We start from the raw sequence: 24,667 nt of genomic DNA on the forward strand, positions 1-24,667 counted from the left end.
ATTAGGGCGGGGCGTGGCCCGCCGCGATCCTCAGTAGCGATAGTGTTCCGGCTTGAACGGCCCTTCGGGTGTCACGCCGATATAGGCGGCCTGCGCGCTGTCCAGTTGGGTCAGCTTTACACCGATCCGATCCAGATGCAGGCGGGCAACTTTCTCGTCCAGATGCTTGGGCAGGATGTAGACGTCGTTCTTGTATTCATCGCCCTTGGTCCACAGCTCGATCTGCGCCAACACCTGGTTGGTAAAGCTGGCGGACATCACGAAGGACGGGTGGCCTGTGGCGTTGCCGAGGTTCAGCAAGCGGCCCTCGGACAGCAGGATCAACCGATTGCCGTTCGGCATCTCGATCATGTCCACCTGTTCCTTGATGTTGGTCCACTTGTGGTTCTTCAGCGCAGCGACCTGAATTTCGTTGTCGAAGTGGCCGATGTTGCCGACGATGGCCATGTCCTTCATCTCGCGCATGTGCTCGATGCGGATCACGTCCTTGTTGCCGGTGGTGGTGATGAAGATGTCGGCGGTGTCGATCACGTCTTCCAGCGTTGTGACCTGGAAACCGTCCATTGCCGCCTGCAACGCGCAGATCGGATCAACCTCGGTCACAATCACACGGGCACCGGCACCGGCCAGCGACGCGGCAGAGCCTTTGCCCACATCGCCGTAACCCATAACCACGGCGATCTTACCGGCCATCATGGTGTCGGTCGCGCGGCGGATACCATCTACCAGCGATTCCTTGCAGCCATACTTGTTGTCGAACTTGGACTTGGTGACGCTGTCATTCACGTTGATCGCAGGGAAGGGCAACTGGCCCTCGCGCACCAGCTGGTACAGACGGTTCACACCGGTTGTCGTCTCTTCCGACACGCCTTTGATCTGATCGCGGATCTTGGTGAACCAGCCGGGGCTTGCCGCCATCCGTTTCTGGATTTGCGCCTTGATCACCGTTTCTTCCTCGGATGTGGGAACGGCAATGATCTCTTCCCCCGCTTCGGCACGTGCGCCCAGCAGGATGTACAGTGTCGCATCGCCGCCATCGTCGAGGATCATGTTCGGGCCGTCCTCGAACATGAACGACTTGTCGAGGTAGTCCCAATGCTCTTCCAGGGATTGGCCCTTGATCGCGAACACTGGTGTCCCGCCTGCCGCGATAGCCGCCGCAGCGTGGTCTTGCGTGGAAAAGATGTTGCACGAGGCCCAGCGCACGTCAGCGCCCAGTTCCACAAGCGTCTCGATCAGAACAGCCGTCTGGATCGTCATGTGCAGCGATCCGACAATGCGCGCGCCGCTCAGCGGCTTGCTTTCACCATACTCGGCGCGCAGGGCCATCAGGCCAGGCATCTCGGTTTCCGCGATATCCAGTTCCTTGCGGCCGAATTCGGCCAGCGCAATGTCTTTGACGATGTAGTCTTCGGCCATCCTGATCATCCTTATACTAAGTTGAGGATGCGCTATCAGGTTCTGCAACGCGGCTCAATGCGGCGTTGTCATCACAACCACGGGATCAGTTATCAAGGACGGCGATAAGCAAATCATCGGTGCGGGCAGGGGCCCAATCGTCGCCCTGCGCCACGACGCAGGCGTTCCCGTCGGCCAGGTATTGCACCAGCGTCCATGTGCCCGTCTCTTCAGATGCCCACATCTGGGCACGAGCCCGCGTGGCGCCATCCACAGGCGTCTCGCCGTACCAATCGATCAGTCCTGCCTCCATCTCGGCTGCGGACATGCACGGCGTCTCTGCAAACGCGGCGCTGGACAGGGTTACAAGAGTGATTGCGGTCAAAATTGCGGGTTTCATCACTGGCTCCTTCATGGAAAGAACAAGCAACGCCGACAAATGGTTCCAACACGGAACAGAAGGGGGCAGGCATGGCCAAACAATCACGCGCATGGCAACGCATGTTGTCGGGCCGTCGGCTTGACCTGCTGGACCCCACCCCGATGGATATCGAGATCGAGGATATCGCCCACGGCCTTGCCTTTGTCGCGCGCTGGAATGGGCAGACGCTGGGTGACTACGCCTATTCGGTGGCCGAACATTCGCTGCTGGTGGAAACCCTGTTTGGCCGCATCGCACCCAAGGCACCGGCGAAATGGCGGCTTGCGGCGCTGCTGCATGATGCGCCCGAATACGTGATCGGCGACATGATTTCACCCGTAAAGGCGGCGGTTGGCCCCGGTTACGGCGCGCTGGATGAACGGCTTGAGGCGGCGGTGCACATCCGCTTTGGCCTGCCGGCCAAGGTGCCCGCCACGATCAAACGGCAGATCAAAAAGGCGGACAAGATCAGCGCCTGGATGGAAGCCACGCAAATCGCGGGCTTTACCGAGGCAGAGGCGAACAAGTTCTTTGGCAAACCGGACACGACGCTGCTGAACGACCTCGCCATCGTTCTGCGCCCACCTCTTGAAACCCGCCGCGCCTTTACCGCGCGACACGCTGAACTGTTGGGACAATACACATGATCCACGTCCGCCCTGCGATTGCCCTTGATGCGCCCTCGATGGCACGCCTTCTCAACGTGATCATCGAAGAGGGCGGGACAACGGCCCTCACGACCAGAGTGACGGGCGATGACCTGATCGCGCGCATGAATGCCAATGACGGACGGGCCGCGTGGCACGTTGCGGTGAACGCAGGCGAAGAGGTTGTCGGATTCCAGTGGATTGATGCCGCCGACTACCTGCCCGCCGAAGCTGCCGAAATCGCAACCTTTGTTCAGGTCGGGCAAACCGGTCTCGGGATTGGATCGAAACTGTTCGATGCCACGCGCGCGGCGGCCAAGGCGATGGGCTATGGATGGATCAACGCCAATATCCGCGCCGATAACGAGGGCGGGCTGATCTACTACCAATCGCGCGGCTTTCAGGATTATGGGCGGATCGAAGGGTACGAGATGGCGAATGGCCAGATCGTCGACAAAATCCTCAAACGCTACGACCTCTGATCGTCAAAACGTAAAAAGCCGGCGCATCCCCGCACCAGCCCATTCTCTTGAGCTCAAATATCGTCGGGGGTCTGGGGGTGCAAAACCCACAGTCCGACACCTCAACGCGGCGAACGTTTCGCCAGGATGCGCTGTAATGTCCGGCGGTGCATGTTCAACCGTCGCGCCGTCTCTGACACGTTGCGGTCGCACAGTTCATAGACGCGCTGGATATGTTCCCACCGCACGCGATCCGCGCTCATCGGGTTTTCGGGCGGCGGCGGCAGATCGTCACCGGTGGCCAGCAGCGCATTGGTGATGTCGGTGGCATCCGCGGGTTTGGACAGATAGTCCGTCGCCCCGATCTTGACCGCGGCAACAGCCGTTGCAATGGCGCCATAGCCGGTCAGAACAACCACCCGTGCATCCGGGCGCTTGTCGCGCAGCACTTCGACCACGTCCAATCCGTTGCCGTCTTCAAGCCGCAGGTCGACCACCGCATAGGCGGGCGGGCGGGCCGTGGCGATGGCCTTGCCACCGGCCACGCTGTCAGCGGTCTCGATCTCGAACCCGCGTTTTTCCATGGCCTTGGCCAAACGCCGCAGAAACGGCTCGTCGTCGTCCACCAGCAAAAGGGTCTTGTCGGTGCCCAGTTCGGGCTGCACCGCTTCGGCCATCGCGTTCTCCAGTTCCCGTGTTTTTGTTTTTGGCTAGGGCTGAATATGGCGCGCAGGGCAGGGCGGGTCAAATTATTCCGCGTTTTCAGGCGTTTTCAACAAAGCATCCAACGCGGTCCGCCATGGCCTCGGCACTTACATCCCTGCGGAAAAACTCGACAAATCCATGCTCTGGCATCACGAGGTAGGTAAAGGTCGAATGATCCACGAGGTAGAATTCGTCCGACTTGTCATGCGCCTTGTAATAGGTGCGATAGGCCTTGCTGGCCGCATCCGTCTGTTCCAGCGATCCGGTCAACCCGATCATCTTTTCATGCAGGTTATAGGCGAAATCCCCGACCAGTTCCGGCGTGTCACGCTCTGGGTCGATGGTGATGAAAACGGGCGTCACCGACATACCGCGTTCGGCCAGGACATCCACGGCTTCGGCGTTGCGCGCCGTATCCAGCGGGCACACGTCGGGGCAGAAGGTGTAGCCGAAATAGATCAAGGTCGGTTCGGTGATGACATCCTGATCGGTCACGGTCTCACCTGCGGCATTAACCAGCTCGAACGGGCCGCCAATCTGGTTGCCATCGCCCGCAATCTGCGTTGCCTGACACTGGCCAAAGGCGGTATCCTCGCCCCCGCCTTGCGTGGCCCACCAGATACCCCCGATAAAAAGGGCAGCGACAAGGGCGGCAACGGGTGCGATGATGCGGGTCATGACAGTCCTCCGGGGCGGGTTTACCCCTAGCTAACAACCCCAGCCCCAAGTTCAATAAACGAAGTAGTGACACAATGGCGCAACCTGACTTTGGCCTGCTGACCGGCCAGCAACGTTCGAACTGGATCTCGCTTGCGCACCATGATCCTGTTGCGCTGGGTGGCCATTGTCGGCCAGCTGGTGGCGCTGACCGTGGCGCAACGGATGTACGGCCTCCAGCTCGAGTTGGGCCTGTGCTATCTGGCCGTTGGCGTATCGGTGATCGGCAACCTGATCGCCATCTTTGTTTTCCCTGAAAACAAGCGGTTGGCCGAATCTGAAAACCTGATGATGGTTCTGTTCGATCTGTTGCAGCTTGGGTTCCTGCTGTTCCTGACGGGTGGGCTGAACAATCCCTTTGCGTTGTTGATGCTGGGGCCGGTCACTATCTCGGCTGCTGTGTTAACCACGCGGTCCACCGTGTTGGTCGGGGCCACGGCCATCGTGATCGTCACGCTGCTGTCGGAGTATCATCTGCCCCTGCGCACTGATCTTGGGTACATCCTGCGCATCCCGGACCTGTTTGTCTTTGGCAACTGGATCGCGCTGGTGATCGCGATCTGTTTCATCGGCCTTTATTCGCGGCGGGTCACGTCCGAAATCCATTCGATGTCGGATGCGCTGTCGGCCACGCAACTGGCCCTGTCACGCGAACAGAAACTGACAGATCTGGGTGGCGTTGTTGCCGCTGCCGCGCACGAGTTGGGCACGCCGCTCGCCACCATCAAGCTGACCAGCGCGGAACTGATCGAAGAGCTGGATGACCATCCCGAACTGCGCGAGGATGCCGCCCTGATCCGCGAACAGGCCGACCGATGCCGTGACATTCTGCGGGACATGGGCCGCGCGGGCAAAGACGATCTGCATCTGCGTCAGGCCCCGCTGATGACAGTCGTGCAAGAGGCGGCCGATCCGCACACACATCGCGGCAAGATCGTGGAATACACCCACGACCCCGACGCCGGGGACGAGATTGACCAGCCCGCGATCCTGCGCAAACCCGAGATCATTCACGGACTGCGCAATCTGGTGCAGAACGCCGTGGATTTTGCACGCTCCACCGTCTGGATCGAGGCGCATTGGACCGCCGATCAGATCACGCTGCGGATCATGGATGACGGGCGGGGGTTTCCACCGCAACTTTTGGGGCGCATCGGCGATCCGTTTGTGCGCCGACGCAAATCGAGCGTCGATCGCCAGCAGCGCCCCGAATACGAGGGGATGGGCCTGGGTCTGTTCATCGCCAAGACTTTGCTCGAGCGTTCCGGCGCGGAGCTGACCTTTGCCAACGGGTCGGACCCTTACAGCAGCGACACGCCAACAGGCACCCATCTGGGCGCGATTGTCCAGGTCACCTGGCCACGGGGCAAGATTGATGCCCGCAGCGGTGAAAACGCTGTGCGACAGGGCCGCAATGAACAAATCCGGGCGTGAAACCTTTCCCTCGGCCAGCAGGGTTAACCCACTGTTAACCTAGTTCACGCATAACTGACCCGCAGTGGTGAAACAGGTGTCGGTGCATGTCGATTGTCGAGATGTTCATAGTACTCGGGTGCGCCGTCGCGTCCTTTGCGGTCGGTTTCCTGTACCTTGTGCGCACGCCATCGCGGACACCTGCCCTGTCACCCCAGACACCCGATGGCCTGCACTTTCTTTTCTGCGATCTGGATCTGGAACACGCCTCACAGCACGCGCGCGCCATCCTGCCCACAGAAAAGGCCGAAACGGATTGGCACGGGCTGCGGGCACGATTGATGTCACGCTTTCCCGGTTTGCCAGACGCGGACGCGCTGCGCGGTGTCGATACACTGACCCTGAATGCAGCAGGCGCGAATGATCGCGCGATCCTTCACCTCACCCGTGAGGACCCGATGACGCGGATCGTGATCGAAGATGACGATGCGGCCAGCGCCAGCAAGGCCCACGCGATCAAGTCGCTGGAGGCGGAACTGGACACGCTGCGCCTGGCCGCCACGGATGCACCCTACCCCATCTGGTTGGCCAATATGGATGGGGACATCCAGTGGCACAACACGGCCTATGCCACGCTGTCGGCGGTCGCCCGTCCGGACAAGCCGACCAGTTCCGAACCATTGTTCGTGTTCAAACCTCAGGATCTGAAAAGCAAGCGCACCGTGCGTGTCCCGGTCAAGATCGAGCATAACGGCGAGACCGAGTGGTATAACGTGACCGCGACCCGCGCGGGCGGAAACATCATCTACCACGCGGTCGATATCAACGCGGTCATTCAGGCCGAGGTGGCCCAGCGCAATTTCGTCCAGACCCTGGCCAAGACATTTGCGCAACTGTCCATCGGGCTCGCCATCTTTGATCGCAACGGACAGCTGGCGCTGTTCAATCCGGCGCTGGTCGATCTCACGTCCTTGCCAGCCGAGTTCCTGAGCGGACGGCCCGATCTGTTGTCCTTCTTCGACCGGTTGCGGGACAACCGCGTGATGCCCGAACCCAAGAACTACAGTTCCTGGCGGCAAGAGATTTCCGACATGATCGCCGCCGCCACCCACGGCAGCTATCAAGAGACATGGACGCTGGATACAGGGCACACCTACCGCGTCAGCGGGCGACCCCATCCCGATGGCGCAGTCGCTTTCCTGATCGAGGATATCACCGCTGAAATCTCGCTTACCCGCAACTTCCGGGCCGAATTGGAGCTGGGGCAATCCCTGATGGACACGTTCGAGGATGCGCTTGCCGTGTTTTCTTCGGCCGGGGTTCTGACCTTTTGCAACGCGGCCTATCGGAACCTTTGGAAGATGGACCCTGACAACAGCTTTGCCGACGTGACCATCGTGGACTCGATCAAGGAATGGCAAGCGCAAAGCGCGCCGGACCCCGCATGGGGCGACATGCGCGACTTTGTCATGAGGATTGGTGAGCGTGCATCATGGGAAGCGGAAGTGAGCCATAGCACTGAAGGGCCCTATACCGTCCATCTTGCCCCGATCGCCTCGGGTGCGACCGTGATCCGTTTCAGTGAAAAATGTGTGCAGGCCATCCAACCCGTCGACATCTAGGTCATTCTGCTTGCAGCGCCGGGGGATGCCGATAGTTTGACGGGATGACTGACTGCCCCCTGATCCTTGACTGGCCGGATGCCGACGCCACCGCCCGATGCGCCGTGGTGCTGGGCGCGCAGCTTGACCCGGGCGATGTCGTGTTGCTAAGCGGATCTGTGGGGGCGGGAAAGACCCATTTCGCGCGCGCCCTGATCCAGTCCATTCTGGATGTGCCAGAAGACGTGCCGTCGCCCACATTCACGCTCGTACAAACCTATGACACACAGCGCGGACCCTTGTGGCACGCCGATCTGTACCGCATCTCGACCGATACCGAAGTGGATGAACTGGGCCTTGTCGAGGCGTTCGAAGAGGCGATCTGCCTTGTCGAATGGCCGGATCGTCTGGGCCCCCTCGCGCCCAAAAAGGCCCTATCGATCGAAATTGACGCAACCCATGATATGCGCACGGCCCGCCTGACCTGGACAGATGCACGCTGGCCTGCGCGCCTTGCCCCAATGGTGCAACATGCTTGACCATATCGAAAACATCACCGCGTTTCTGGACGCCGCCGGATGGGGTGACGTGCCGCGTGAGCTCGTCGCCGGGGACGCCTCGAACCGGCGCTATGAGCGGCTGGTCCGGGATGGAAAATCCGTGATCCTGATGGATGCACCGCCTGAAAAGGGCGAGGATGTGCGCCCGTTTGTCCATATCACGGGATGTCTGCGCGACGCGGGGCTGTCTGCGCCCGAAGTCTACGCGCAGGACGAAACACACGGCTTCCTGCTGATCGAGGACCTTGGCGACGATCTGTTTGCCCGCGTGATGCAGGCCGATCCGTCAACCGAGGTCCCTTTGTACGAGGCCGCTACGGATGTCCTTGTGCACCTGCACCGCACCCCACCACCCGATTTGCCACGCTATGATGCCGACGTGATGACCAGCCTCGCGGCGCTGGCGTTCGATTGGTATCAACGGGGGGCCATCGGCAGTGTAGACCAGACGGCCAGAGCACGGTTTACAGATGCATTCCACAGCGCGCTTGCCCCGTTGGATGCGGTCGCGCCCGTCCTGATCCAACGCGACTATCACGCGGAAAACCTGATCTGGCTGCCACAGCGGGATGGGCCGAAACGCGTCGGGTTGCTGGACTATCAGGACGCAATGCTCGGCCATCCCGCCTATGATCTGGTGTCGATTGCGCAAGACGCGCGGCGCGATGTGTCAGCCAATCTGCAACAGATGATGGTTGATCGCTATGTGCGGGAGACCGGTGCAGATGCGCAGGCGTTTGCCGCCGCCTATGCCCTGTTGGGCACACAACGCAACCTGCGTATCCTCGGCGTCTTTGCCCGCCTGTCCCTGTCCTATGGCAAACCGCATTACGTCGATCTGATCCCCCGCGTTTGGGGACACGTTCAAACCAATCTGGCGCACCCGGCCCTCGGGCACATCGCGCCCCTGATCAACGACGCGCTGCCCGCCCCCTCACCCTCTGTCCTGCAAAGCCTCAAAGACCAATGCGCCACGATCCCCCTGCCCTGATGTTGTTTGCGGCCGGGTTCGGCACGCGCATGGGCGCGCTAACGGCGCATCGGCCCAAGCCCTTGATCCCCGTCGCCGGGCGGCCCCTCATCGACCACGCCCTGGCCCTGGCAAACGATGTCCACGCGGACCCGATTATCGCCAACGTCCACTATCTGCCCGAAATGCTCGAAGCGTATCTGGACAAATCGGCCGTTCAAACGATCCGGGAAGAACCGGACATCCTCGACACAGGCGGCGGGCTGCGCAATGCGTTGCCGCTGTTGGGCCGTGACACCGTGGTCACCCTGAATTCGGACGCCGTCTGGTCCGGCCCCAACCCCGTCGCCATGTTGCAAGACGCGTGGGAGCCCGAGCGGATGGACGCGCTGCTGATCTGTGTGCCGATGGCTCAGGTGCATGGCCGCCTGTCGGGCGGAGACTTTGACATCGACCAGAAGGGTCATCTGCACCGCGGCGGGTCGACGGTGTATGGCGGTGTGCAAGTCCTCAAGACCGAGCTGCTGCACGAGGTTGCAGAGACGGCGTTTTCGCTGAACGTGGTCTGGAACATGATGGCGGACAACAACCGTCTCTTTGGACTGCGCTATCCCGGTCATTGGTGCGATGTGGGCCATCCCGGTGGCATTGCCGAAGCCGAACAGATGCTGGCGGACACCCGTGTTTGAACCAGGCGAAACGCCACGCGTGTTTGGATGCGCCACTGGCGTCGATTTTCCCGCTGCCGTGATCCGCGGCCTTGAACAGCGCCTGCACGGGCAGCCGCCCGAGACGTGGGCACGGATCACCCTGTTCGTGAACACCAAACGCATGGCGCGCCGCTTGCGAAACCTGTTCGATGGGGGCCCGCCGCGTCTGTTGCCGCGCATCCGGATGCTTGGGCATCTGGACGATCTGTTACCCGGCCCACCGCTTCCCCCGGCCGGATCGGCGCTGCGTCGTCGGCTGGAACTGGTCACACTGACGAAACGCCTGATAGAACAGCAAACCAACGTCGCACCGGACACCGCAGGCTTTGACCTGGCTGACAGCCTTGCCGCGCTGATGGACGAGATGCAGGGCGAAGGGGTCAGCGCGGCCGATATTGCCAATCTGGATGTGACGGACCAGTCGGGGCATTGGGCGCGCGCACAGCAGTTCATCGGCATCGCCCAAAGCTATATCGACAGTACACGCGACGCGCCCGATCCCGAAGCACGACAGCGCGAAACCGTGCAGATGCTGGCGCAGCACTGGGCCGGGAACCCGCCCGATGATCCGTTCCTGATCGTTGGTTCCACCGGATCGCGCGGCACCACGCAATTGCTGATGCAAGCCGTCGCCAAACTGCCGCAAGGGGCCGTTGTGCTGCCGGGTTTCGATTTCGACATGCCCCATGTCTGGGATCAGATGGCCGCAGATGCCATGGGCGAGGATCACCCGCAGTTCCGCTTTCTCAAACTTGCGCAAGCGTTGGAGTTGCCGCCGACCGCAATCCTACCATGGTCCGACAACGTCCCACCCTCTGCCCCGCGCAACCGGCTGGTGTCGCTTGCCCTGCGCCCGGCCCCGGTGACCGACGCCTGGCGCAGCGAAGGGCCAAGGCTGGAGGGGCTGGAAGAGGCGACACGCGATGTTACCCTGATCGAAGCAGACACCCCGCGCGCCGAGGCCATCGCGATTGCCATGCGCCTGCGTCAGGCCGCCGAGACCGGGCAGCGCGCGGCGCTGATCACCCCGGATCGCATGCTGACACGGCAGGTAACTGCCGCGCTCGACCGGTGGAACATCTTGCCCGATGACAGCGCCGGAACACCGCTGCACCTGTCGCCGCCCGGGCGTTACCTGCGCCACGTGGCCGCCCTGTTTGACCGCACTTTGGATGCAGAGGCACTGCTGACCCTTCTGAAACATCCGCTGACGCATACCGGGGCGGATCGGAACACGCACCAGCTCAGCACGCTCAAGCTGGAATTGCGCATTCGGCGTGATGGCTTGCCCTATCCCGACCGCGCCGGATTGCTGCGCTGCGCGGCCAAGGACGACACCGAGGCATGGGCAGGCTGGGTGGCTGACACGATTTGCGGCATGCAGGTGCCGGGTGCCTTGCCCCTTTCCGATTGGGTCAACCGCCACATCGCACTGGCCGAGGCGATTGCCCAAGGCCCGGACGGAACCGACAGCGGCGAGTTGTGGCAAAAGAAGGCAGGCCAAAAGGCACGCGCCGCCATGCAGACGCTGGCCGATCAGGCGCAGTTCGGCGGGGCGATGACCGCCGCTGATTACGGCGCTTTGGTGGGGGGCGTCCTAAGCGGTGAGGAAGTGCGCGACCGCGATACACCCCATCCCAGCATCATGATCTGGGGCACGCTCGAGGCGCGGGTGCAGGGCGCCGACCTCGTCATCCTTGCCGGGTTGAATGACGGTACATGGCCGGAACCGCCCAAGCCTGACCCCTGGCTGAACCGCAAGATGCGCTTTGACGCCGGCCTGTTGTTGCCGGAGCGGCGGATCGGTCTGTCTGCCCATGATTTCCAACAGGCAATTGCCGCGCCCGAGGTGTGGCTGACACGTGCGATTCGGTCCGATGATGCAGAAACGGTGCCGTCGCGTTGGCTGAACAGGTTGCAAAACCTGTTGTCAGGCCTCGCATCCCAAGGGGCGCCGGATGTGTGGAGTGCGATGCAGGCACGGGGAAATATCTGGCTGGGCATGGCCCGACACCTCGACGCAAGCGCGGATGTCGCCAAGGCGCACCGCCCGGCACCCTGCCCACCCGTCTCTGCGCGCCCCCGCAAGTTTTCGGTCACCGAGATTCAAACACTCATCCGTGACCCTTACGCGATCTATGCCAAGCACTGCCTGCGCCTGCGCGCCCTCAGGCCGCTGGTACAAACCCCCGATGCATTGCTGCGCGGAATCCTGTCGCACGAGGTGATGGAGCGGTTCGTAAAGGCGACAGTGCAGGATTCCGACACGCTGACAGTCGACGCCCTGATGCACCATGCCACAGATATCCTGGCCACCGACGTGCCCTGGCCTGCCGCCCGCGCGCTGTGGTTGGCCCGGTTCCAGCGCGCCGCTGCCTGGATCGTCGAGACCGAGCAAACGCGCCAATCCATCGCAACACCGTCCCTGTTCGAAGAGCAGGCAACCGGCACGCTGCCCTTGCCGATGATCAAGACCACACTGACAGGTCGGGCGGACAGGATAGATGTGGACGAAGCGGGCGAGGTGATCCTGTACGACTACAAGACCGGCACGCCGCCCAGCAAGAACATGCAAAAACACTTCGACAAACAGTTGTTGATCGAGGCGGCAATGGTCGAGCAGGGCGGGTTCGAAGCCCTTGGCCCCCGCACCGTCAGATCGGCGCAATTCATCGGGTTAGGGTCGAATCCCAAGATAGAAGAGGCGCCCATTGCTGACGAGCCGACAGGCAAGGTGCTTGCTGAATTGGTTGGATTGCTCGGCGCGTATCTCGAGGGTGACAAAGGGTACACGTCTCGTCGCGCCCTCTACGAAGACCGTCAGGCGCGGGATTACGACCAGCTCGCCCGCTTTGGCGAATGGGATGTCAGCGCCATGCCTGTTCCAGAGGTATTGGAATGACCCCGATGCACGAAGCCACGCGCCGCCAGCAAGACGCGGCGCGGCCCATGGCCTCCACTTGGCTGTCGGCCAACGCGGGTTCAGGCAAGACGCGCGTGCTGACGGATCGCGTTGCACGCTTGCTGCTTGAGGGGGTGCAACCCCAACACATCCTGTGTCTGACGTATACCAAGGCCGCCGCATCGGAGATGCAGAACCGGTTGTTCAAACGCTTGGGCGCTTGGGCGATGCTGGATGACACTGCGCTGATCAAGGCTCTGGCAGATCTCGGACTTGATCGTGCCCCGAACGAGGATGATCTGCGCGAGGCACGCACACTGTTTGCGCGCGCCATCGAGACACCCGGCGGCCTCAAGATTCAGACCATCCACTCGTTCTGTGCATCTCTGTTACGGCGGTTTCCGCTCGAAGCGGGGGTAAGCCCGCAGTTTACCGAGATCGAGGATCGCGCTGCCGACCTGTTGCGCGCGGAACTTGTGGATCAAATGGCCGATGGACCGGACGCGCCTGTGCTGACGGCGCTGGCACGGCTTTACTCGGGCGAGGATTTTCTGAAACTGACCCGCGAAATTGTGGGGTCGGCCGAGCGCTTTACCGACCTGACACTCGATGATGCCCTTGCCCTGTTTGGTCAAGGCGCGGGCCTGACGCATGACAAAATCGCGCAAGACGCCATTGCGCCCGGCGATTGGGAGATGCTGCAAGAATTGATCCCGATACTGTTGGCGCGTGGCGGCAGCGATGCTGGTGTCGGGCGCAGCTTGCAAAAGATCGCGACGTTGGATGCCTCTGCCCTCGCGCATCTCAAGGCGGCATTTCTGACCCAAGCGGGTACGCCCAGGGCGCGTTTTCCAACCAAGGACACGCGAGAGATCGCAGCGCATCTTTTGCCGCAGCTTGAGGGCCTGATACAGCGGGTCGTTGACGCGCGCAGTGCTGCGTTGGCGTTGGAGGCTGCGGAAAGGGCCATGATCCTCCACCAGTTTGCCCGCCGTTTTGCCGACATGTACGCGCAGGCGAAACAGCGGCGGGGATGGTTGGACTTTGACGACCTGATCCAGAAGGCCCGCCAATTGCTGAGCGATGAGGCCGTTGCCGCCTGGGTGCTGTATCGGCTCGATGGCGGGATCGATCACATCCTTGTGGACGAGGCGCAAGATACCAGCCCAACCCAATGGGACGTGATCCGCAAACTGGCCGAAGAGTTTTCGAGCGGGGAGGGGGCGCGGGCGGACGTCACGCGCACGATCTTCGTAGTTGGCGACAAGAAACAGTCGATCTATTCCTTTCAGGGTGCCGACCCGCGCGAGTTTGATCGGATGCAGGCCGAATTCGGCTCTAAACTGGGTGAATCCGGCCAAACGCTGCACAGCAACACGCTTGATTATTCGTTCCGATCCTCGCCCGCGATCTTGCGACTGGTGGACACTGTGTTCGCAAACGCACCTGCGGCCGGATTTGGCGAGAACAAGCATATCGCCTTCAACACCGACTTGCCCGGCCGCGTTGATCTGTGGCCCGTCGTTCCCAAACCCGAGAAAGAGCCCGAGCAGGACTGGTTCGACCCCATTGATCGCCGCCACCCCGAACACCAGTATCGCATTCTGGCCGATGCCGTAGCCAGACAGATCAAGCAGATGATCGACACGGGCGTCGTGATCCCCGACGCAGCCGGGCCGCGCCCGATTCAGCCCCGCGACTTTCTGATCCTTGTGCAGCGGCGCGGCGGTGTGTTTTCCGACATCATCCGCGCCTGCAAAGAGGCAGACCTGCCCATCGCCGGTGCGGATCGCCTGAAGGTCGGCGCGGAAACTGCTGTCAGGGATTTGGGGGCCTTGCTGTCGTTCCTTGCCACGCCCGAGGATAGTTTGTCCCTTGCGACCGCGCTGCGTTCGCCGCTGTTTGGGTGGTCGGAACAGCAGTTGTTCACGCTGGCCCATCACCGCAAACACGATTTTCTCTGGCCTGCCCTGCGCGAAAAGGGGGACGAATTCCTTGAAACAGTCTCGATTCTACGCGATCTGCGCGACAGCACGGATTTCCTGCGCCCCTATGATCTGATTGAACGGATGCTGACCCGTCACGGGGGGCGCAAACGCCTGCTTGCCCGGTTGGGATCAGAGGCCGAGGATGGGATCAACGCTCTGTTGTCCCAGGCTCTGGCCTATGAGCGCAATTCTGTGCCCAGCCTGACCGGGTTTTTGACGTGGATGGAGACGGATGACCTCGAGGTAAAACGCCAGATAGACAGCGCCTCGAACCAGATCCGCGTGATGACGGTGCATGGATCCAAGGGGCTGGAGGCGCCCATTGTCATCCTGCCCGAATGTGGCAAGCGCGCCTTGCGCAATATGGACGACATCATCGAAATGGATGGCACGCCGGTCTGGAAGGTGGCCACGGCCCAACAGCCCGAGGTCATGGTCGAGCGGCTGGAAGAGATGAAAGACGCCCAGCGCGAAGAGTCGCTGCGTCTGCTTTATGTGGCTCTAACACGGGCGGAAAAGTGGTTGATCGTCGGGGCGTCCGGGGAACTGGACAAGAATGGTGACGACTGGCACCAGCGGGTTGAGGCCGCGATGCGCGACGGCGGAGCCGTTGATCTGATCACCCCGGTGGGTCAGGGCCTGCGGATGGAATACGGATCGTGGCAATTCGAGACTCCGCATGCAGCCGAGCAGGCAGAGGTGCATACGATGACCTTGCCCGCGCTTTATGCCCAAGATGCGCCGGACCTGCCCGAAGCGCCCCCGACCCTGTCGCCGTCTGATCTGGGTGGGGCCAAGGCGCTGCCCGGCGATGGGTTGGACGAGGAAACGGCCAAGACCTATGGCACGCTTGTTCACGCCCTGTTGGAAGTACCGCCGGGCGCATCGGATGATCGGATCGCACAGGTCACCCAGGCCTTCGACCTGACTGACCCCTTGAAAACCGAGGCGCTCGCCGAAGCCATGGCTGTGCGGAACACGCCTGACCTGGCCCATCTGTTCGGGCCAGATACGCTGGCCGAAGTTGCTGTCACCGCCCCGTTGCAGCACCGCCGCCTGCACGGCACGATTGACCGCCTGATCGTTACGGAAAACCGCGTTCTGATCGTGGATTTCAAGAGCAACCGGGTGGTGCCGGATTCGCCCCAAACCTGTCCTGATGGCATCCTGATGCAGATGGGCGCATACGCCGCCGCCATCGCACAGATCTATCCGGGCAAGGCCATCGACCTGGGAATCTTGTGGACACGCACCGGCCACCTGATGCCGCTGACGCACGAAATCGTGACGCAAGCGCTGTCTCGTGCGCAATATCTTGACGATGCACATGGGGCTACCTAGGTTGCGACCCTACGCTTGATCCTGGCAGGAGATGAACAATGGCGACCACGGCCGTAACCGACGCAACCTTTGACGCAGAAGTCAAAAATTCCGATGTCCCCGTTGTGGTGGATTTCTGGGCCGAATGGTGCGGCCCCTGTAAGCAGATTGGCCCAGCGCTCGAAGAGCTGTCGGTCGAATTGGCGGGCAAAGTGAAGATCGTCAAAGTCGACGTGGACACGAACCCGAATTCACCTGCCCAGATGGGTGTGCGCGGTATTCCTGCGCTGTTCATCTTTAAGGACGGTCAGGTCGTGTCGAACATGGCGGGGGCCAAGCCCAAGGCCGCCTTGATGAACTGGATCGTTGACTCCATCTAAACGCCGTCAGGGCGCCCAACACCTGGGTGCCCTCACGCCTCTACTGGCCACCCTGCGGCGGATAGTTTTGCCGCAATCTTGGCCCCGGCACTGTCATGGCCTGCATTGATGGCCATGTGCTGCCAGACCCACCAGACATATTTGGCATAGTCCAGAACATGGTCGGCGACGTTTTCGAACGCACCAGGGTATTGGCCATTGCGTGCCATGTGGTGAAAATCCGTTTGCCCAAACAGCACCGCGGGTTTGCCAAAGAACATACCGTCAAAAGCCACGCCTGACGTCTGTGTGACGATGAAGCTGCACCGGGGCAGGAACCTGTCGCGCCCACCCTTGTCGATGCGCAACAACGGGTCGGCAGATGCAAGCGCGTGCAGCTGCGCAACTTCGTCTGCGGCATACGTCTCCTTGGGATGCAGTGTCGCGATGATCTGTTGGTGCGGGCACGCGGCGCGTGTTTTGGAAATCATCTCGATCGGGCTGCAGGATTGGAATGACCGCTGTTCCGTCAGTCGACCCTGGAGGGGTATGTAGATGAACCCGTCATCGGCAATCTCGTTCAGCAGGTCACCGCAGATGCGTTTGCGCCAATAGCCGAAAAACCGGTCTGCCTCAGCCTCGGGGCATGTATCCGGGTCAAACTGCACCGTCGCCACGTCCCATTCCCAGCGCTTGTCTGATGGCTGAATTTGCCAGAACGGATAGTGATAGACCCTGCGAAACGTCAGGCAACGCGCGTTTGGCGGTGGTGTCATGTGGCACAGTCCATAGCCGCGACGCCCGATGGCCTTGAGCCGTTCCGCCGGGGTGTTGGGATGAAAGCCCACCTCGAAACCGGACCGTTCGAGAACCTGCACGATTTTCGAGATGAAATTGTGCCGCCCCGTAGCCGCGCTGTCGCGCAAGTCATCTTCGAGGTAGAAACGCACGCGTTTGGGCTGGGGCATGGCGACACCCTAGGGCCGGGCGTTTCGGGCGACAAGATGGGGACCTTGCCCCACCCGCGACCAAAAGCCATATACATTCCAGCAAACAAAGGAGGCCCCGCATGGCCAACGCAGACTTTCCCGGCTGGCACGGAACCACGATCATAGGCGTGAAAAAGGGCGGTGAGGTGGTGATTGCCGGGGATGGGCAGGTGTCGCTGGGCCAGACCGTGATCAAGGGGACGGCGCGCAAGGTGCGTCGCCTCAGCCCTGGTGGGTTTGATGTGGTTGCAGGCTTTGCCGGATCAACGGCGGATGCGTTCACCCTGCTGGAACGGCTGGAAACCAAGCTGGAGGCGACGCCTGGCCAATTGGCCCGCGCCAGCGTCGAATTGGCCAAGGACTGGCGCACCGACAAGTACCTGCAAAAGCTCGAGGCGATGCTGATCGTCACGGACGGCGCGGACATGTTCGTGATCACCGGCGCTGGCGATGTGCTGGAGCCTGAGCACAATGTCGCCGCCATCGGCTCTGGCGGGAACTATGCACTGGCCGCTGCGCGCGGATTGATAGACAGCGACCGTGACGCGGAAACGGTTGCGCGCGATGCGATGGCGATTGCCTCCGATATCTGCGTCTACACCAATGGAAACCTCACGGTAGAGAAGATCAGAAAATGACGGACATGGCGTACACCCGGCTTGGCAACAGCGGGCTGATTGTCAGCCGCATGTGCTTTGGCACGATGACCTTCAATCTTGGGTCCGACTGGCTGCCCGGCGTTGCCACTGTTGGACAGGACAGCGCCACGGAAATGGTCACCCACGCGCTGGATGCTGGCGTGAATTTCTTTGACACCGCCGATGGGTATTCGAACGGTGAATCCGAGGTGATCCTGGGCAAGGCGCTGGGCAAGCGCCGCAACGAGGCGGTGATTTGCACCAAGCTTGGGTTCCGTCAGACCGATCAGCTGAACGACGCCGGGCTCAGCCGCGGCCATGTGCTGAAACAGATTGATGGCAGCCTAGGGCGGATGGGCATTGATCACATTGACCTGCTTGTCCTGCACAAGACCGATTTCACCACCCCGATGGAGGAAACGCTGGCCGCGCTGCAGATTGCGATTGATCATGGCAAGGTGCGCTATATCGGATTCTCGAACTGGCCGGCATGGCATGGCGCGCGGGCCATCCAGTACCAGCGCGACAACCGCATGACGCCGTTCATCGCGGGCCAATACCTCTACAACGCCGTCGCTCGTGATGTTGAGCATGATGTGCTGCCGATGATGGCCGAAATGGGCGGCAGCCTGATGGCGTGGTCGCCGCTGGCGGGCGGGCTGCTGTCGGGCAAATACGATCCTGAGAAACTGGACGCGACCGAGGGCCGTCTTGCAATTGGCGGTGATTTCCTGGACGTCGATATCAAAACGGCGCACAACGCCATCTCTACCTTGACCAATGTCGCGCGGGCCCATGATGCACATCCGGCAACCGTCGCACTGGCGTGGATTCTTGCGCAGAAATCCGATCACACCGTGATTTTCGGGGCATCAAAGATGAGCCAGATGGAAGCCGCGCTGGCAGCGCCCGGCCTGACCCTGTCGGATGAACAAATCGCAGCCCTTGATGCCGCGTCCCCTCCGGGCAAGCTGTATCCCCATTGGTTTGACGCCATGATGCGGGATGAGGTGTTCACCAAGATCCTCGACTAAACGCAAAAGTGGCCGCGTGTGCAGCGCGGCCATTGTCTTGTCTTGCCTGGATGGGCTCAGTTCAGTTTGGCGACGCCCAGCGGCACGTTGAACTTTTCGCACCAGATCCAGACTTCGTTGTATTCGCTGGCGTCGATCCCGGCAGGGATGGCATAGCTGGACGCGCCCTTGTCCGATGTGAGGGGGCCCATCAGCGTATTCTTGTCATACCCGTTCTTGCCCAGCGCCACCTTGGGGTCGGGCGCACCGTCAAAGGTGAAGTCAGCCAACAGGTTGACCTGATTACCTGCCACCTCGGCCGTGCCGGTCGTGACGTGGTTGCTGGCGCCTTTGAAAGTCCCCAGACGGCCATGCCCACCTGCAAACAGCGAGGTTGCGGGCAGCGAGGCGAGGCCCAGGGCGGTGAAAGACAGGAATCTACGGCGGTTCATCTGGGATGCTCCCTTGGAAATTGTGACAAAGCCAACATGGCAGACTGTACCGTATATTGCAGCACCCCGCACGCGGACGTGAGCGTGGTTGCGTTTCTGTGATCAAAGGTTACATCGAAGCGCGAAGGAGAACTGCATGACCGACCTCACGCCCCGCGAAATCGTTTCCGAGCTTGACCGCTTTATCATCGGGCAGGCCGATGCCAAACGGGCCGTGGCCGTGGCCCTGCGCAACCGCTGGCGGCGCAAGCAACTGGATGATGATCTGCGGGACGAGGTCTATCCCAAGAACATCCTGATGATCGGCCCCACAGGCGTGGGCAAGACCGAGATCAGCCGCCGCCTTGCCAAGCTGGCGCGCGCGCCCTTCCTCAAGGTCGAGGCGACCAAGTTCACCGAAGTCGGCTATGTCGGGCGGGACGTGGAACAGATCGTGCGCGATCTCGTCGATGCCGCCATTATCGAGACCCGCGAACACATGCGTGACGACGTCAAGGCGAACGCCTACAAGGCCGCCGAGAACCGCGTGATCGAAGCGATTGCAGGCACCGATGCCCGCGATGGCACCCGCGAGATGTTCCGCAAGAAGCTGAAGGCGGGCGAGTTGGACGATACCGTGATCGAGCTGGACGTAGCCGATACGTCGAACCCGTTCCCGATGATGGACATCCCCGGCCAGCCGGGCGGCAACATGGGCATGATGAACCTCGGCGATCTGTTCGGCAAAGCCATGGGCGGGCGCACCACGCGCAAGAAACTGACAGTCGCCCAAAGCTACGACCTGCTGATCGGGGAAGAGGCGGACAAGCTGCTGGATGATGAAACCGTGACCAAGACCGCGCTCGAGGCGGTGCAGGAAAACGGGATCGTATTCCTGGACGAAATCGACAAGGTCTGCGCCCGCTCGGATGCGCGCGGCGCCGATGTCAGCCGCGAGGGGGTGCAGCGCGATCTGCTGCCCCTGATCGAAGGGACAACCGTCAGCACGAAACACGGACCTGTCAAAACCGACCACATCCTGTTCATCGCCTCCGGCGCATTCCACATTGCCAAACCGTCTGACCTGCTGCCCGAATTGCAGGGCCGTCTACCGATCCGGGTCGAGTTGCGGGCGCTGACCGAGGATGATTTTGTCCGCATTCTGGAGGAGACGGACAATGCCCTGACCCTTCAATACACCGCCCTGATGGCAACCGAGCAGGTGACGGTGACGTTCGAACCCGAAGGCATCCGCGCGCTGGCCCGCATCGCCGCCGAGGTGAACCAGAGCGTCGAAAACATCGGAGCGCGCCGCCTATATACCGTGATGGAGCGTGTGTTCGAGGAGTTGTCCTTTAACGCGCCGGATCGAGGTGGGGATCAAATCGTCGTCGATGCCGCTTTCGTCGAGCAGCACTTGGGCGAATTGGCGCGCTCGACCGATGTCAGCCGCTATGTCCTCTAGCCGTACGGCTCGGTGTCGGGTACATCCTGACTAACTGAACTGAACGGTGTAGAAATGCGGTGGACCATTTTCGTGTGTGTGCTGGCCCTTGTCGGGTGCAGTGACAGGACTGCTGCGCCGATTGTGCCGGACGCGCTGAACTATGGCCTGAACAAAACCGTGTTCATCGGCACAACCCGCGCCCTGAACGATGCGGGGGAGTTTGGGATCGGGCGTTCGACAACGCTGCGGCTGATGGAGGCCACGGTATCCATTCCACCGAACCGGGATCTGGGCACCGTATCGGATGGCTATGACAAACCCAAACTCGACCGCGACTTTGCACTGGCCGAACTTGGCGATTTTGCGGATCGCAACGATTTTGCCCGGCGCGTGGCAGGCGAGGTGGCGGCAAGATCATCGGATCGCCGCGAGGTGACAGTGTTTGTTCACGGCTTCAACAACAGCTTTTCGGACTCCGCCTTTCGCATGGCACAGCTGGCGCATGATCTGGAAATCCCCGGCGCGCATGTCAGCTATTCCTGGCCAAGTCGGGGCAACCCGCTGGGCTATGAATACGATCAGGACAGTGCGCTGTTTGCCCGCGATGGTCTGGCCGAGCTTTTGCGTGCGGTCCGAACTGCGGACCAACCGGACGTCATTGTCGTCGCCCACTCCATGGGCAGCGCCCTGGTCATGGAGACATTTCGCCAGCTCGAGATTGCCGACCCCGGTTGGGTCGGGCGCAATATTCGGGGCGTGATCCTGATGTCGCCCGACATCAACGTTGACGTATTCCGCAGCCAGTTCAGCCGCATTCAGACTGTCCCGGACCCGTTTGTGGTGATCGTGTCGCGCAAGGATGCCGTCTTGCGGGTGTCCTCGCGGTTGCGGGGCGAGAAATCGCAGCTCGGCAATATCCAGAATTCGGATGAGGTGGCGGATTTGCCGCTGACGGTTGTCGATGTGTCCGCCTTTTCGGATCGCAGGTCAGGCAACCATTTTGTCGTGGGCGGGTCGCCCGCGCTGATCCAGTTGCTGCGCCGGTCCTCTGATCTGGATCGTGAGTTTCTGCGGGGGCGCAGCGGTGCGACGGTGGTATTGCCAGGACAGCGGCGGGTATTGCTGAACTCACCAAGCGCCAGTCTCAACGCCAACGGAGATGCGCGTTAGTGAACAACAAGCTCCCCCGCACTGACCTGATTTCGTTCTTGGGGGACAACAAAAGCTGGCTGGCCGCAGGTGCATTGTTGACCCTGCTTTCGTCATTCGGTCAGACATTCTTCATCTCGATCTTTGCCGCTCGGATACAGGCCGACTTTGGCCTGTCGCACGGGGGCTGGGGTGGCATTTACGCGCTGGGCACGTTTGTGGCCGCCGCCGTCATGGTCTGGGCCGGTGGCTTGACGGATATGTTTCGGGCGCGTGCGTTGGGCATGGCCGTACTGGGCCTATTGGGCCTGTCCTGTCTGGCGATGGCATGGAATCCTTACGCCGCCCTCTTGCCCGTTGTGATCTTTGCGCTGCGGCTGACCGGGCAGGGCATGACCAGCCACATCGCGATCGTCGCCATGGCCCGCTGGTTCGTGGCCACCCGAGGCCGCGCACTGGCTGTTGCCACCTTGGGCTTTTCCCTGGGGGAGGCCATTCTGCCCCTGACATTTGTTGCGCTGATGACGGTGTTCGACTGGCGGATGTTGTGGGTGATTGCCGCAGGCATCGCCTTTGCCGGCATACCCATCCTCGCCGCGCTGCTGAAATCCGAACGCACGCCGCAGTCTATGGCCGACGAAAACCAGAGCACGGGGATGGAGACACGCCACTGGACCCGTCGTGAAACGTTGATGCATCCGCTGTTCTGGCTGATGGTGCCCGGACTAGCGGGCCTGTCGGCCTTTGGCACTGCGTTCTTCTTTCATCAGGCCTATTACGCAGAACTGAAAGGGTGGGCGCATATCTCTCTTGTTGCGCTGTTTCCCATTTACACGGTGGCCGGGATCGGTGCGATGATCCTGTCTGGCATCGCTTTGGACAGATTTGGGACGGCCCGCCTGATGCCGTTTTTCCAACTGCCTTTGGTGATCGCCTTCCTATTCTTTGCAGGGGCGGGCTCGCTATGGGCGGGCGCGGCCGGGCTGGTATTCTTTGCGCTGACGACCGGCGCAAATGCGACCCTACCCAACGCGTTTTGGGCTGAATTTTACGGGACGCGCAGCATCGGATCGATCAAGGCGATGGCGGCGGCAGTTATGGTCTTGGGGTCCGCCCTAGGGCCGGGGATCACGGGTGTGTTGATTGATCTGGGTGTCGATCTACCCGTTCAATACGTGGGTGTATCTATCTATTTCCTGATCGCGACCTTGTGCATGTGGATCGGGGTGCGCCGCGCGCGCCGCAGCCTACCGGGCTTTGCGTAAGTAAACGTAATAGGCGCCGCTGCCACCATGACGCAAATGCGCCTCGGTCACTTGCAAGACAGCCGATGACAGGGGCGGGGTTGCAAGCCATTGCGGCACCTGATGGCGCAGCACACCAAAGCGAACAGGGATCGGGCCGCCGTCATCGCGCTGTTTGCCTTTGCCCGTCACCACCAGAACCAGGCGTTTGCCCTGCGCTTGCGCGCGCAGAACAAAACGGGTCAAGGCAGGATGGGCGCGGTCCAACGTCATGCCGTGCAGGTCCAGCTTGCCCTCGGGACGCAACTTGCCCCGTTTCATCTGGTCGAACGCCTTGCGGTCCATCTGAACGGGTTGGCTGCGCACCTGATCGGAAATCGTGGGCGTCAATGAAACGCTGGTTGACGGGCGGCGCGCTGGCATCTCAACGGCCTGAGGCATCGTTACAAACGGAAGCGTCTTGCGTGGTTTCGGCTGGGGCGTGGTGACAAAGTCACTGGGATCGAGCGGTTTTTCAGGGTGCAGGCGGTCCGTCTTTTCAACAACCTTGCGCCACAACTCTTCTTCATCCGGGCGGAGTTTGCGGCGGCTCATATTGCGCTTTCCGGCAGCAGGGCATAGGCGCGCTGGATCGGCATCAGTACCATCATCCGGCCCGGATCGCGCAAACGGCCCGCGTCTCGCCCCGCCTTGTCACCGGTGCCAAAGAACACATCGGCGCGTTGCGCCCCCTTGATCGCCGACCCGGTGTCCTGCGCGATCATCAGGCGGCGCAGCGGGTTCTGGCCATCCTTTTCGATCCATACAGGCGCACCCAGCGGGACGAATTTGGGATCAACTGCAATGGACCGCATCGTGGTGATGGACCGGTTCATCGCACCCAGCGGCCCCCGGTCTGAGGGTACTTCGCTCACCTCACGGAAAAAGACGTAGGAGTTGTTGTGATAGAGCAGCTGTTGGCCATCGAATGGATTGCGCTTGACCCAGTTCTTGATCACCTGCGCGCTGACCTGATGGGCCGCGTAAGTGCCGCGCCGCACCAGTTCGGCCCCGATTGAGCGGTATTCGTGGCCGTTCGACCCGGAATAGCCCACGCGGATCGTCCGCCCACCCGGCAAACGGATGCGTCCGGACCCCTGGATCTGAAGAAAGAACAGCTCGACCGGGTCATCGACCCACGCGATTTCCAGGCCACGGCCATCCATAACAGACCCTTCCAGGATCTGGCGCCGGGTCAGCCAGGGCCGGTTGACGCGCGCCTCGGGCGGCATAGCGTAGACCGGATAGCGATAGCGGCTGCTGCGCCGCAGTGACCCATCCAGTTCGGGCTCAAAATATCCCGTAAACAGCCCCGCGGCCCCGTCTTCGATCAGAACGGGGCGAAAGAACAGTTCGAAGAACGCCCGCGGATCGGGATTTTGGGTGGCGTAAGCACATAGCGCCGTCCAATCGGGATCATTCATATCCCGGCACGTATTCTGGAACGTCGTCAGCGCGGCGGCGTGATCGTCATCGGCCCAGCCATCAAGGGCTGCAAAATCCATCACCGTATAGTGCACGTCGGCGCTCGCCCCACCTGTCATG

22 protein-coding genes and 1 pseudogene are annotated in these 24,667 nt (G+C 61.4%); 15 read left to right on the plus strand and 8 right to left on the minus strand.

All coding sequences use genetic code 11. From position 1 onward, the window contains the following. Positions 1-30 precede the first annotated feature (30 nt). Positions 31-1,419 (minus strand): adenosylhomocysteinase, encoded by a 1,389-nt coding sequence (ahcY, locus tag ACMHLQ_RS12310; RefSeq protein WP_415405093.1) that lies wholly within the window; start codon positions 1,417-1,419, stop codon positions 31-33. Positions 1,420-1,504: 85 nt separating this feature from the next. Beyond that, on the minus strand, positions 1,505-1,798 hold the full coding sequence (locus tag ACMHLQ_RS12315) for an S-adenosyl-L-homocysteine hydrolase (protein WP_415405094.1): 294 nt from the start codon (positions 1,796-1,798) through the stop codon (positions 1,505-1,507). Between the two features lie 71 nt (positions 1,799-1,869). Here ACMHLQ_RS12315 and ACMHLQ_RS12320 point away from each other — a divergent pair, with 71 nt between their 5' ends. Next, positions 1,870-2,466 carry an HD domain-containing protein gene (locus ACMHLQ_RS12320; protein WP_415405096.1) on the plus strand — a complete coding sequence of 199 codons (597 nt, stop codon included), beginning with the start codon at positions 1,870-1,872 and terminating at the stop codon, positions 2,464-2,466. Beyond that, a complete protein-coding gene (locus ACMHLQ_RS12325) occupies positions 2,463-2,948 on the plus strand; it encodes a GNAT family N-acetyltransferase (RefSeq protein WP_415405097.1) in 486 nt (161 codons plus the stop codon). The genes ACMHLQ_RS12320 and ACMHLQ_RS12325 overlap by 4 nt, the downstream gene beginning before the upstream one ends. Before the next feature lie 101 nt (positions 2,949-3,049). Here ACMHLQ_RS12325 and ACMHLQ_RS12330 read toward each other — a convergent pair whose 3' ends face one another. Beyond that, positions 3,050-3,604: an ActR/PrrA/RegA family redox response regulator transcription factor gene (locus ACMHLQ_RS12330; RefSeq protein ID WP_415405098.1), complete on the minus strand. Its 555-nt coding sequence runs from the start codon at positions 3,602-3,604 to the stop codon at positions 3,050-3,052. Positions 3,605-3,689: 85 nt separating this feature from the next. Beyond that, positions 3,690-4,310, minus strand: a complete 621-nt coding sequence (locus tag ACMHLQ_RS12335; RefSeq protein WP_415405099.1) for an SCO family protein — start codon at positions 4,308-4,310, stop codon at positions 3,690-3,692. Positions 4,311-4,384: 74 nt separating this feature from the next. On the opposite strand from ACMHLQ_RS12335, the pseudogene regB reads away from it, so the two are divergent. The 8 genes and pseudogenes from regB (at position 4,385) to trxA (ending at position 16,193) form a co-directional block, all read left to right on the plus strand. After that, positions 4,385-5,783: pseudogene (regB, locus tag ACMHLQ_RS12340) on the plus strand (sensor histidine kinase RegB). Between the two features lie 86 nt (positions 5,784-5,869). Then, positions 5,870-7,384, plus strand: coding sequence for a PAS-domain containing protein (locus tag ACMHLQ_RS12345; protein ID WP_415405100.1), 1,515 nt, complete (start codon positions 5,870-5,872; stop codon positions 7,382-7,384). 44 nt (positions 7,385-7,428) lie between these two features. Further along, positions 7,429-7,902: a tRNA (adenosine(37)-N6)-threonylcarbamoyltransferase complex ATPase subunit type 1 TsaE gene (tsaE, locus tag ACMHLQ_RS12350; RefSeq protein WP_415405101.1), complete on the plus strand. Its 474-nt coding sequence runs from the start codon at positions 7,429-7,431 to the stop codon at positions 7,900-7,902. After that, positions 7,895-8,914 carry an aminoglycoside phosphotransferase family protein gene (locus tag ACMHLQ_RS12355; RefSeq protein WP_415405102.1) on the plus strand — a complete coding sequence of 340 codons (1,020 nt, stop codon included), beginning with the start codon at positions 7,895-7,897 and terminating at the stop codon, positions 8,912-8,914. Before tsaE ends, ACMHLQ_RS12355 begins: the two co-directional genes overlap by 8 nt. Then, positions 8,890-9,582: a nucleotidyltransferase family protein gene (locus ACMHLQ_RS12360; protein WP_415405103.1), complete on the plus strand. Its 693-nt coding sequence runs from the start codon at positions 8,890-8,892 to the stop codon at positions 9,580-9,582. The genes ACMHLQ_RS12355 and ACMHLQ_RS12360 overlap by 25 nt, the downstream gene beginning before the upstream one ends. Then, positions 9,575-12,505 (plus strand): double-strand break repair protein AddB, encoded by a 2,931-nt coding sequence (addB, locus tag ACMHLQ_RS12365; RefSeq protein ID WP_415405104.1) that lies wholly within the window; start codon positions 9,575-9,577, stop codon positions 12,503-12,505. The genes ACMHLQ_RS12360 and addB overlap by 8 nt, the downstream gene beginning before the upstream one ends. Next, positions 12,502-15,834 carry a double-strand break repair helicase AddA gene (addA, locus tag ACMHLQ_RS12370; protein ID WP_415405105.1) on the plus strand — a complete coding sequence of 1,111 codons (3,333 nt, stop codon included), beginning with the start codon at positions 12,502-12,504 and terminating at the stop codon, positions 15,832-15,834. Before addB ends, addA begins: the two co-directional genes overlap by 4 nt. A 38-nt stretch (positions 15,835-15,872) precedes the next feature. Continuing rightward, on the plus strand, positions 15,873-16,193 hold the full coding sequence (gene trxA / locus ACMHLQ_RS12375) for a thioredoxin (RefSeq protein ID WP_415405106.1): 321 nt from the start codon (positions 15,873-15,875) through the stop codon (positions 16,191-16,193). Between the two features lie 32 nt (positions 16,194-16,225). Here the strand turns inward: trxA and ACMHLQ_RS12380 are convergent, their stop codons facing one another. Then, positions 16,226-17,140 carry a hypothetical protein gene (locus tag ACMHLQ_RS12380; protein ID WP_415405107.1) on the minus strand — a complete coding sequence of 305 codons (915 nt, stop codon included), beginning with the start codon at positions 17,138-17,140 and terminating at the stop codon, positions 16,226-16,228. 101 nt (positions 17,141-17,241) lie between these two features. Between ACMHLQ_RS12380 and hslV the strand changes: the two genes are divergently transcribed. Beyond that, positions 17,242-17,799 (plus strand): ATP-dependent protease subunit HslV, encoded by a 558-nt coding sequence (hslV, locus tag ACMHLQ_RS12385; protein ID WP_415405108.1) that lies wholly within the window; start codon positions 17,242-17,244, stop codon positions 17,797-17,799. Beyond that, entirely contained in the window at positions 17,796-18,833 is a 1,038-nt protein-coding gene (locus ACMHLQ_RS12390) for an aldo/keto reductase (RefSeq protein ID WP_415405109.1), read from the plus strand. Before hslV ends, ACMHLQ_RS12390 begins: the two co-directional genes overlap by 4 nt. A 56-nt stretch (positions 18,834-18,889) precedes the next feature. Here ACMHLQ_RS12390 and ACMHLQ_RS12395 read toward each other — a convergent pair whose 3' ends face one another. After that, positions 18,890-19,264 carry a DM13 domain-containing protein gene (locus ACMHLQ_RS12395; RefSeq protein ID WP_415405110.1) on the minus strand — a complete coding sequence of 125 codons (375 nt, stop codon included), beginning with the start codon at positions 19,262-19,264 and terminating at the stop codon, positions 18,890-18,892. Positions 19,265-19,400: 136 nt separating this feature from the next. Between ACMHLQ_RS12395 and hslU the strand changes: the two genes are divergently transcribed. Genes hslU through ACMHLQ_RS12410 form a run of 3 tightly spaced genes read left to right on the plus strand, consistent with a single transcriptional unit; the run spans position 19,401 to position 23,104 of the window. Then, positions 19,401-20,708 (plus strand): ATP-dependent protease ATPase subunit HslU, encoded by a 1,308-nt coding sequence (hslU, locus tag ACMHLQ_RS12400; RefSeq protein WP_415405111.1) that lies wholly within the window; start codon positions 19,401-19,403, stop codon positions 20,706-20,708. Positions 20,709-20,762: 54 nt separating this feature from the next. Next, positions 20,763-21,860 (plus strand): alpha/beta hydrolase, encoded by a 1,098-nt coding sequence (locus ACMHLQ_RS12405; RefSeq protein WP_415405112.1) that lies wholly within the window; start codon positions 20,763-20,765, stop codon positions 21,858-21,860. Next, positions 21,860-23,104 (plus strand): MFS transporter, encoded by a 1,245-nt coding sequence (locus ACMHLQ_RS12410; protein WP_415405113.1) that lies wholly within the window; start codon positions 21,860-21,862, stop codon positions 23,102-23,104. The genes ACMHLQ_RS12405 and ACMHLQ_RS12410 overlap by 1 nt, the downstream gene beginning before the upstream one ends. Here ACMHLQ_RS12410 and ACMHLQ_RS12415 read toward each other — a convergent pair. Further along, positions 23,087-23,677: a Smr/MutS family protein gene (locus ACMHLQ_RS12415; RefSeq protein ID WP_415405114.1), complete on the minus strand. Its 591-nt coding sequence runs from the start codon at positions 23,675-23,677 to the stop codon at positions 23,087-23,089. The genes ACMHLQ_RS12410 and ACMHLQ_RS12415 overlap by 18 nt on opposite strands. Beyond that, positions 23,674-24,666 (minus strand): murein transglycosylase A, encoded by a 993-nt coding sequence (locus ACMHLQ_RS12420; protein ID WP_415405115.1) that lies wholly within the window; start codon positions 24,664-24,666, stop codon positions 23,674-23,676. Before ACMHLQ_RS12420 ends, ACMHLQ_RS12415 begins: the two co-directional genes overlap by 4 nt. Between the last annotated feature and the right edge of the window lies 1 nt (position 24,667).

Source organism: Tateyamaria algicola (genome assembly GCF_047715485.1).
Lineage (GTDB): Bacteria > Pseudomonadota > Alphaproteobacteria > Rhodobacterales > Rhodobacteraceae > Tateyamaria.

Bases quoted from the DNA above. Each gene is read 5' to 3' on its own strand.
- ahcY (WP_415405093.1), bottom strand. From the start codon at position 1,419: ATGGCCGAAGACTACATCGTCAAAGACATTGCGCTGGCCGAATTCGGC.
- ACMHLQ_RS12315 (WP_415405094.1), bottom strand. From the start codon at position 1,798: ATGAAACCCGCAATTTTGACCGCAATCACTCTTGTAACCCTGTCCAGC.
- ACMHLQ_RS12320 (WP_415405096.1), top strand. From the start codon at position 1,870: ATGGCCAAACAATCACGCGCATGGCAACGCATGTTGTCGGGCCGTCGG.
- ACMHLQ_RS12325 (WP_415405097.1), top strand. From the start codon at position 2,463: ATGATCCACGTCCGCCCTGCGATTGCCCTTGATGCGCCCTCGATGGCA.
- ACMHLQ_RS12330 (WP_415405098.1), bottom strand. From the start codon at position 3,604: ATGGCCGAAGCGGTGCAGCCCGAACTGGGCACCGACAAGACCCTTTTG.
- ACMHLQ_RS12335 (WP_415405099.1), bottom strand. From the start codon at position 4,310: ATGACCCGCATCATCGCACCCGTTGCCGCCCTTGTCGCTGCCCTTTTT.
- ACMHLQ_RS12345 (WP_415405100.1), top strand. From the start codon at position 5,870: ATGTCGATTGTCGAGATGTTCATAGTACTCGGGTGCGCCGTCGCGTCC.
- tsaE (WP_415405101.1), top strand. From the start codon at position 7,429: ATGACTGACTGCCCCCTGATCCTTGACTGGCCGGATGCCGACGCCACC.
- ACMHLQ_RS12355 (WP_415405102.1), top strand. From the start codon at position 7,895: ATGCTTGACCATATCGAAAACATCACCGCGTTTCTGGACGCCGCCGGA.
- ACMHLQ_RS12360 (WP_415405103.1), top strand. From the start codon at position 8,890: ATGCGCCACGATCCCCCTGCCCTGATGTTGTTTGCGGCCGGGTTCGGC.
- addA (WP_415405105.1), top strand. From the start codon at position 12,502: ATGACCCCGATGCACGAAGCCACGCGCCGCCAGCAAGACGCGGCGCGG.
- trxA (WP_415405106.1), top strand. From the start codon at position 15,873: ATGGCGACCACGGCCGTAACCGACGCAACCTTTGACGCAGAAGTCAAA.
- ACMHLQ_RS12380 (WP_415405107.1), bottom strand. From the start codon at position 17,140: ATGCCCCAGCCCAAACGCGTGCGTTTCTACCTCGAAGATGACTTGCGC.
- hslV (WP_415405108.1), top strand. From the start codon at position 17,242: ATGGCCAACGCAGACTTTCCCGGCTGGCACGGAACCACGATCATAGGC.
- ACMHLQ_RS12390 (WP_415405109.1), top strand. From the start codon at position 17,796: ATGACGGACATGGCGTACACCCGGCTTGGCAACAGCGGGCTGATTGTC.
- ACMHLQ_RS12395 (WP_415405110.1), bottom strand. From the start codon at position 19,264: ATGAACCGCCGTAGATTCCTGTCTTTCACCGCCCTGGGCCTCGCCTCG.
- hslU (WP_415405111.1), top strand. From the start codon at position 19,401: ATGACCGACCTCACGCCCCGCGAAATCGTTTCCGAGCTTGACCGCTTT.
- ACMHLQ_RS12405 (WP_415405112.1), top strand. From the start codon at position 20,763: ATGCGGTGGACCATTTTCGTGTGTGTGCTGGCCCTTGTCGGGTGCAGT.
- ACMHLQ_RS12415 (WP_415405114.1), bottom strand. From the start codon at position 23,677: ATGAGCCGCCGCAAACTCCGCCCGGATGAAGAAGAGTTGTGGCGCAAG.
- ACMHLQ_RS12420 (WP_415405115.1), bottom strand. From the start codon at position 24,666: ATGACAGGTGGGGCGAGCGCCGACGTGCACTATACGGTGATGGATTTT.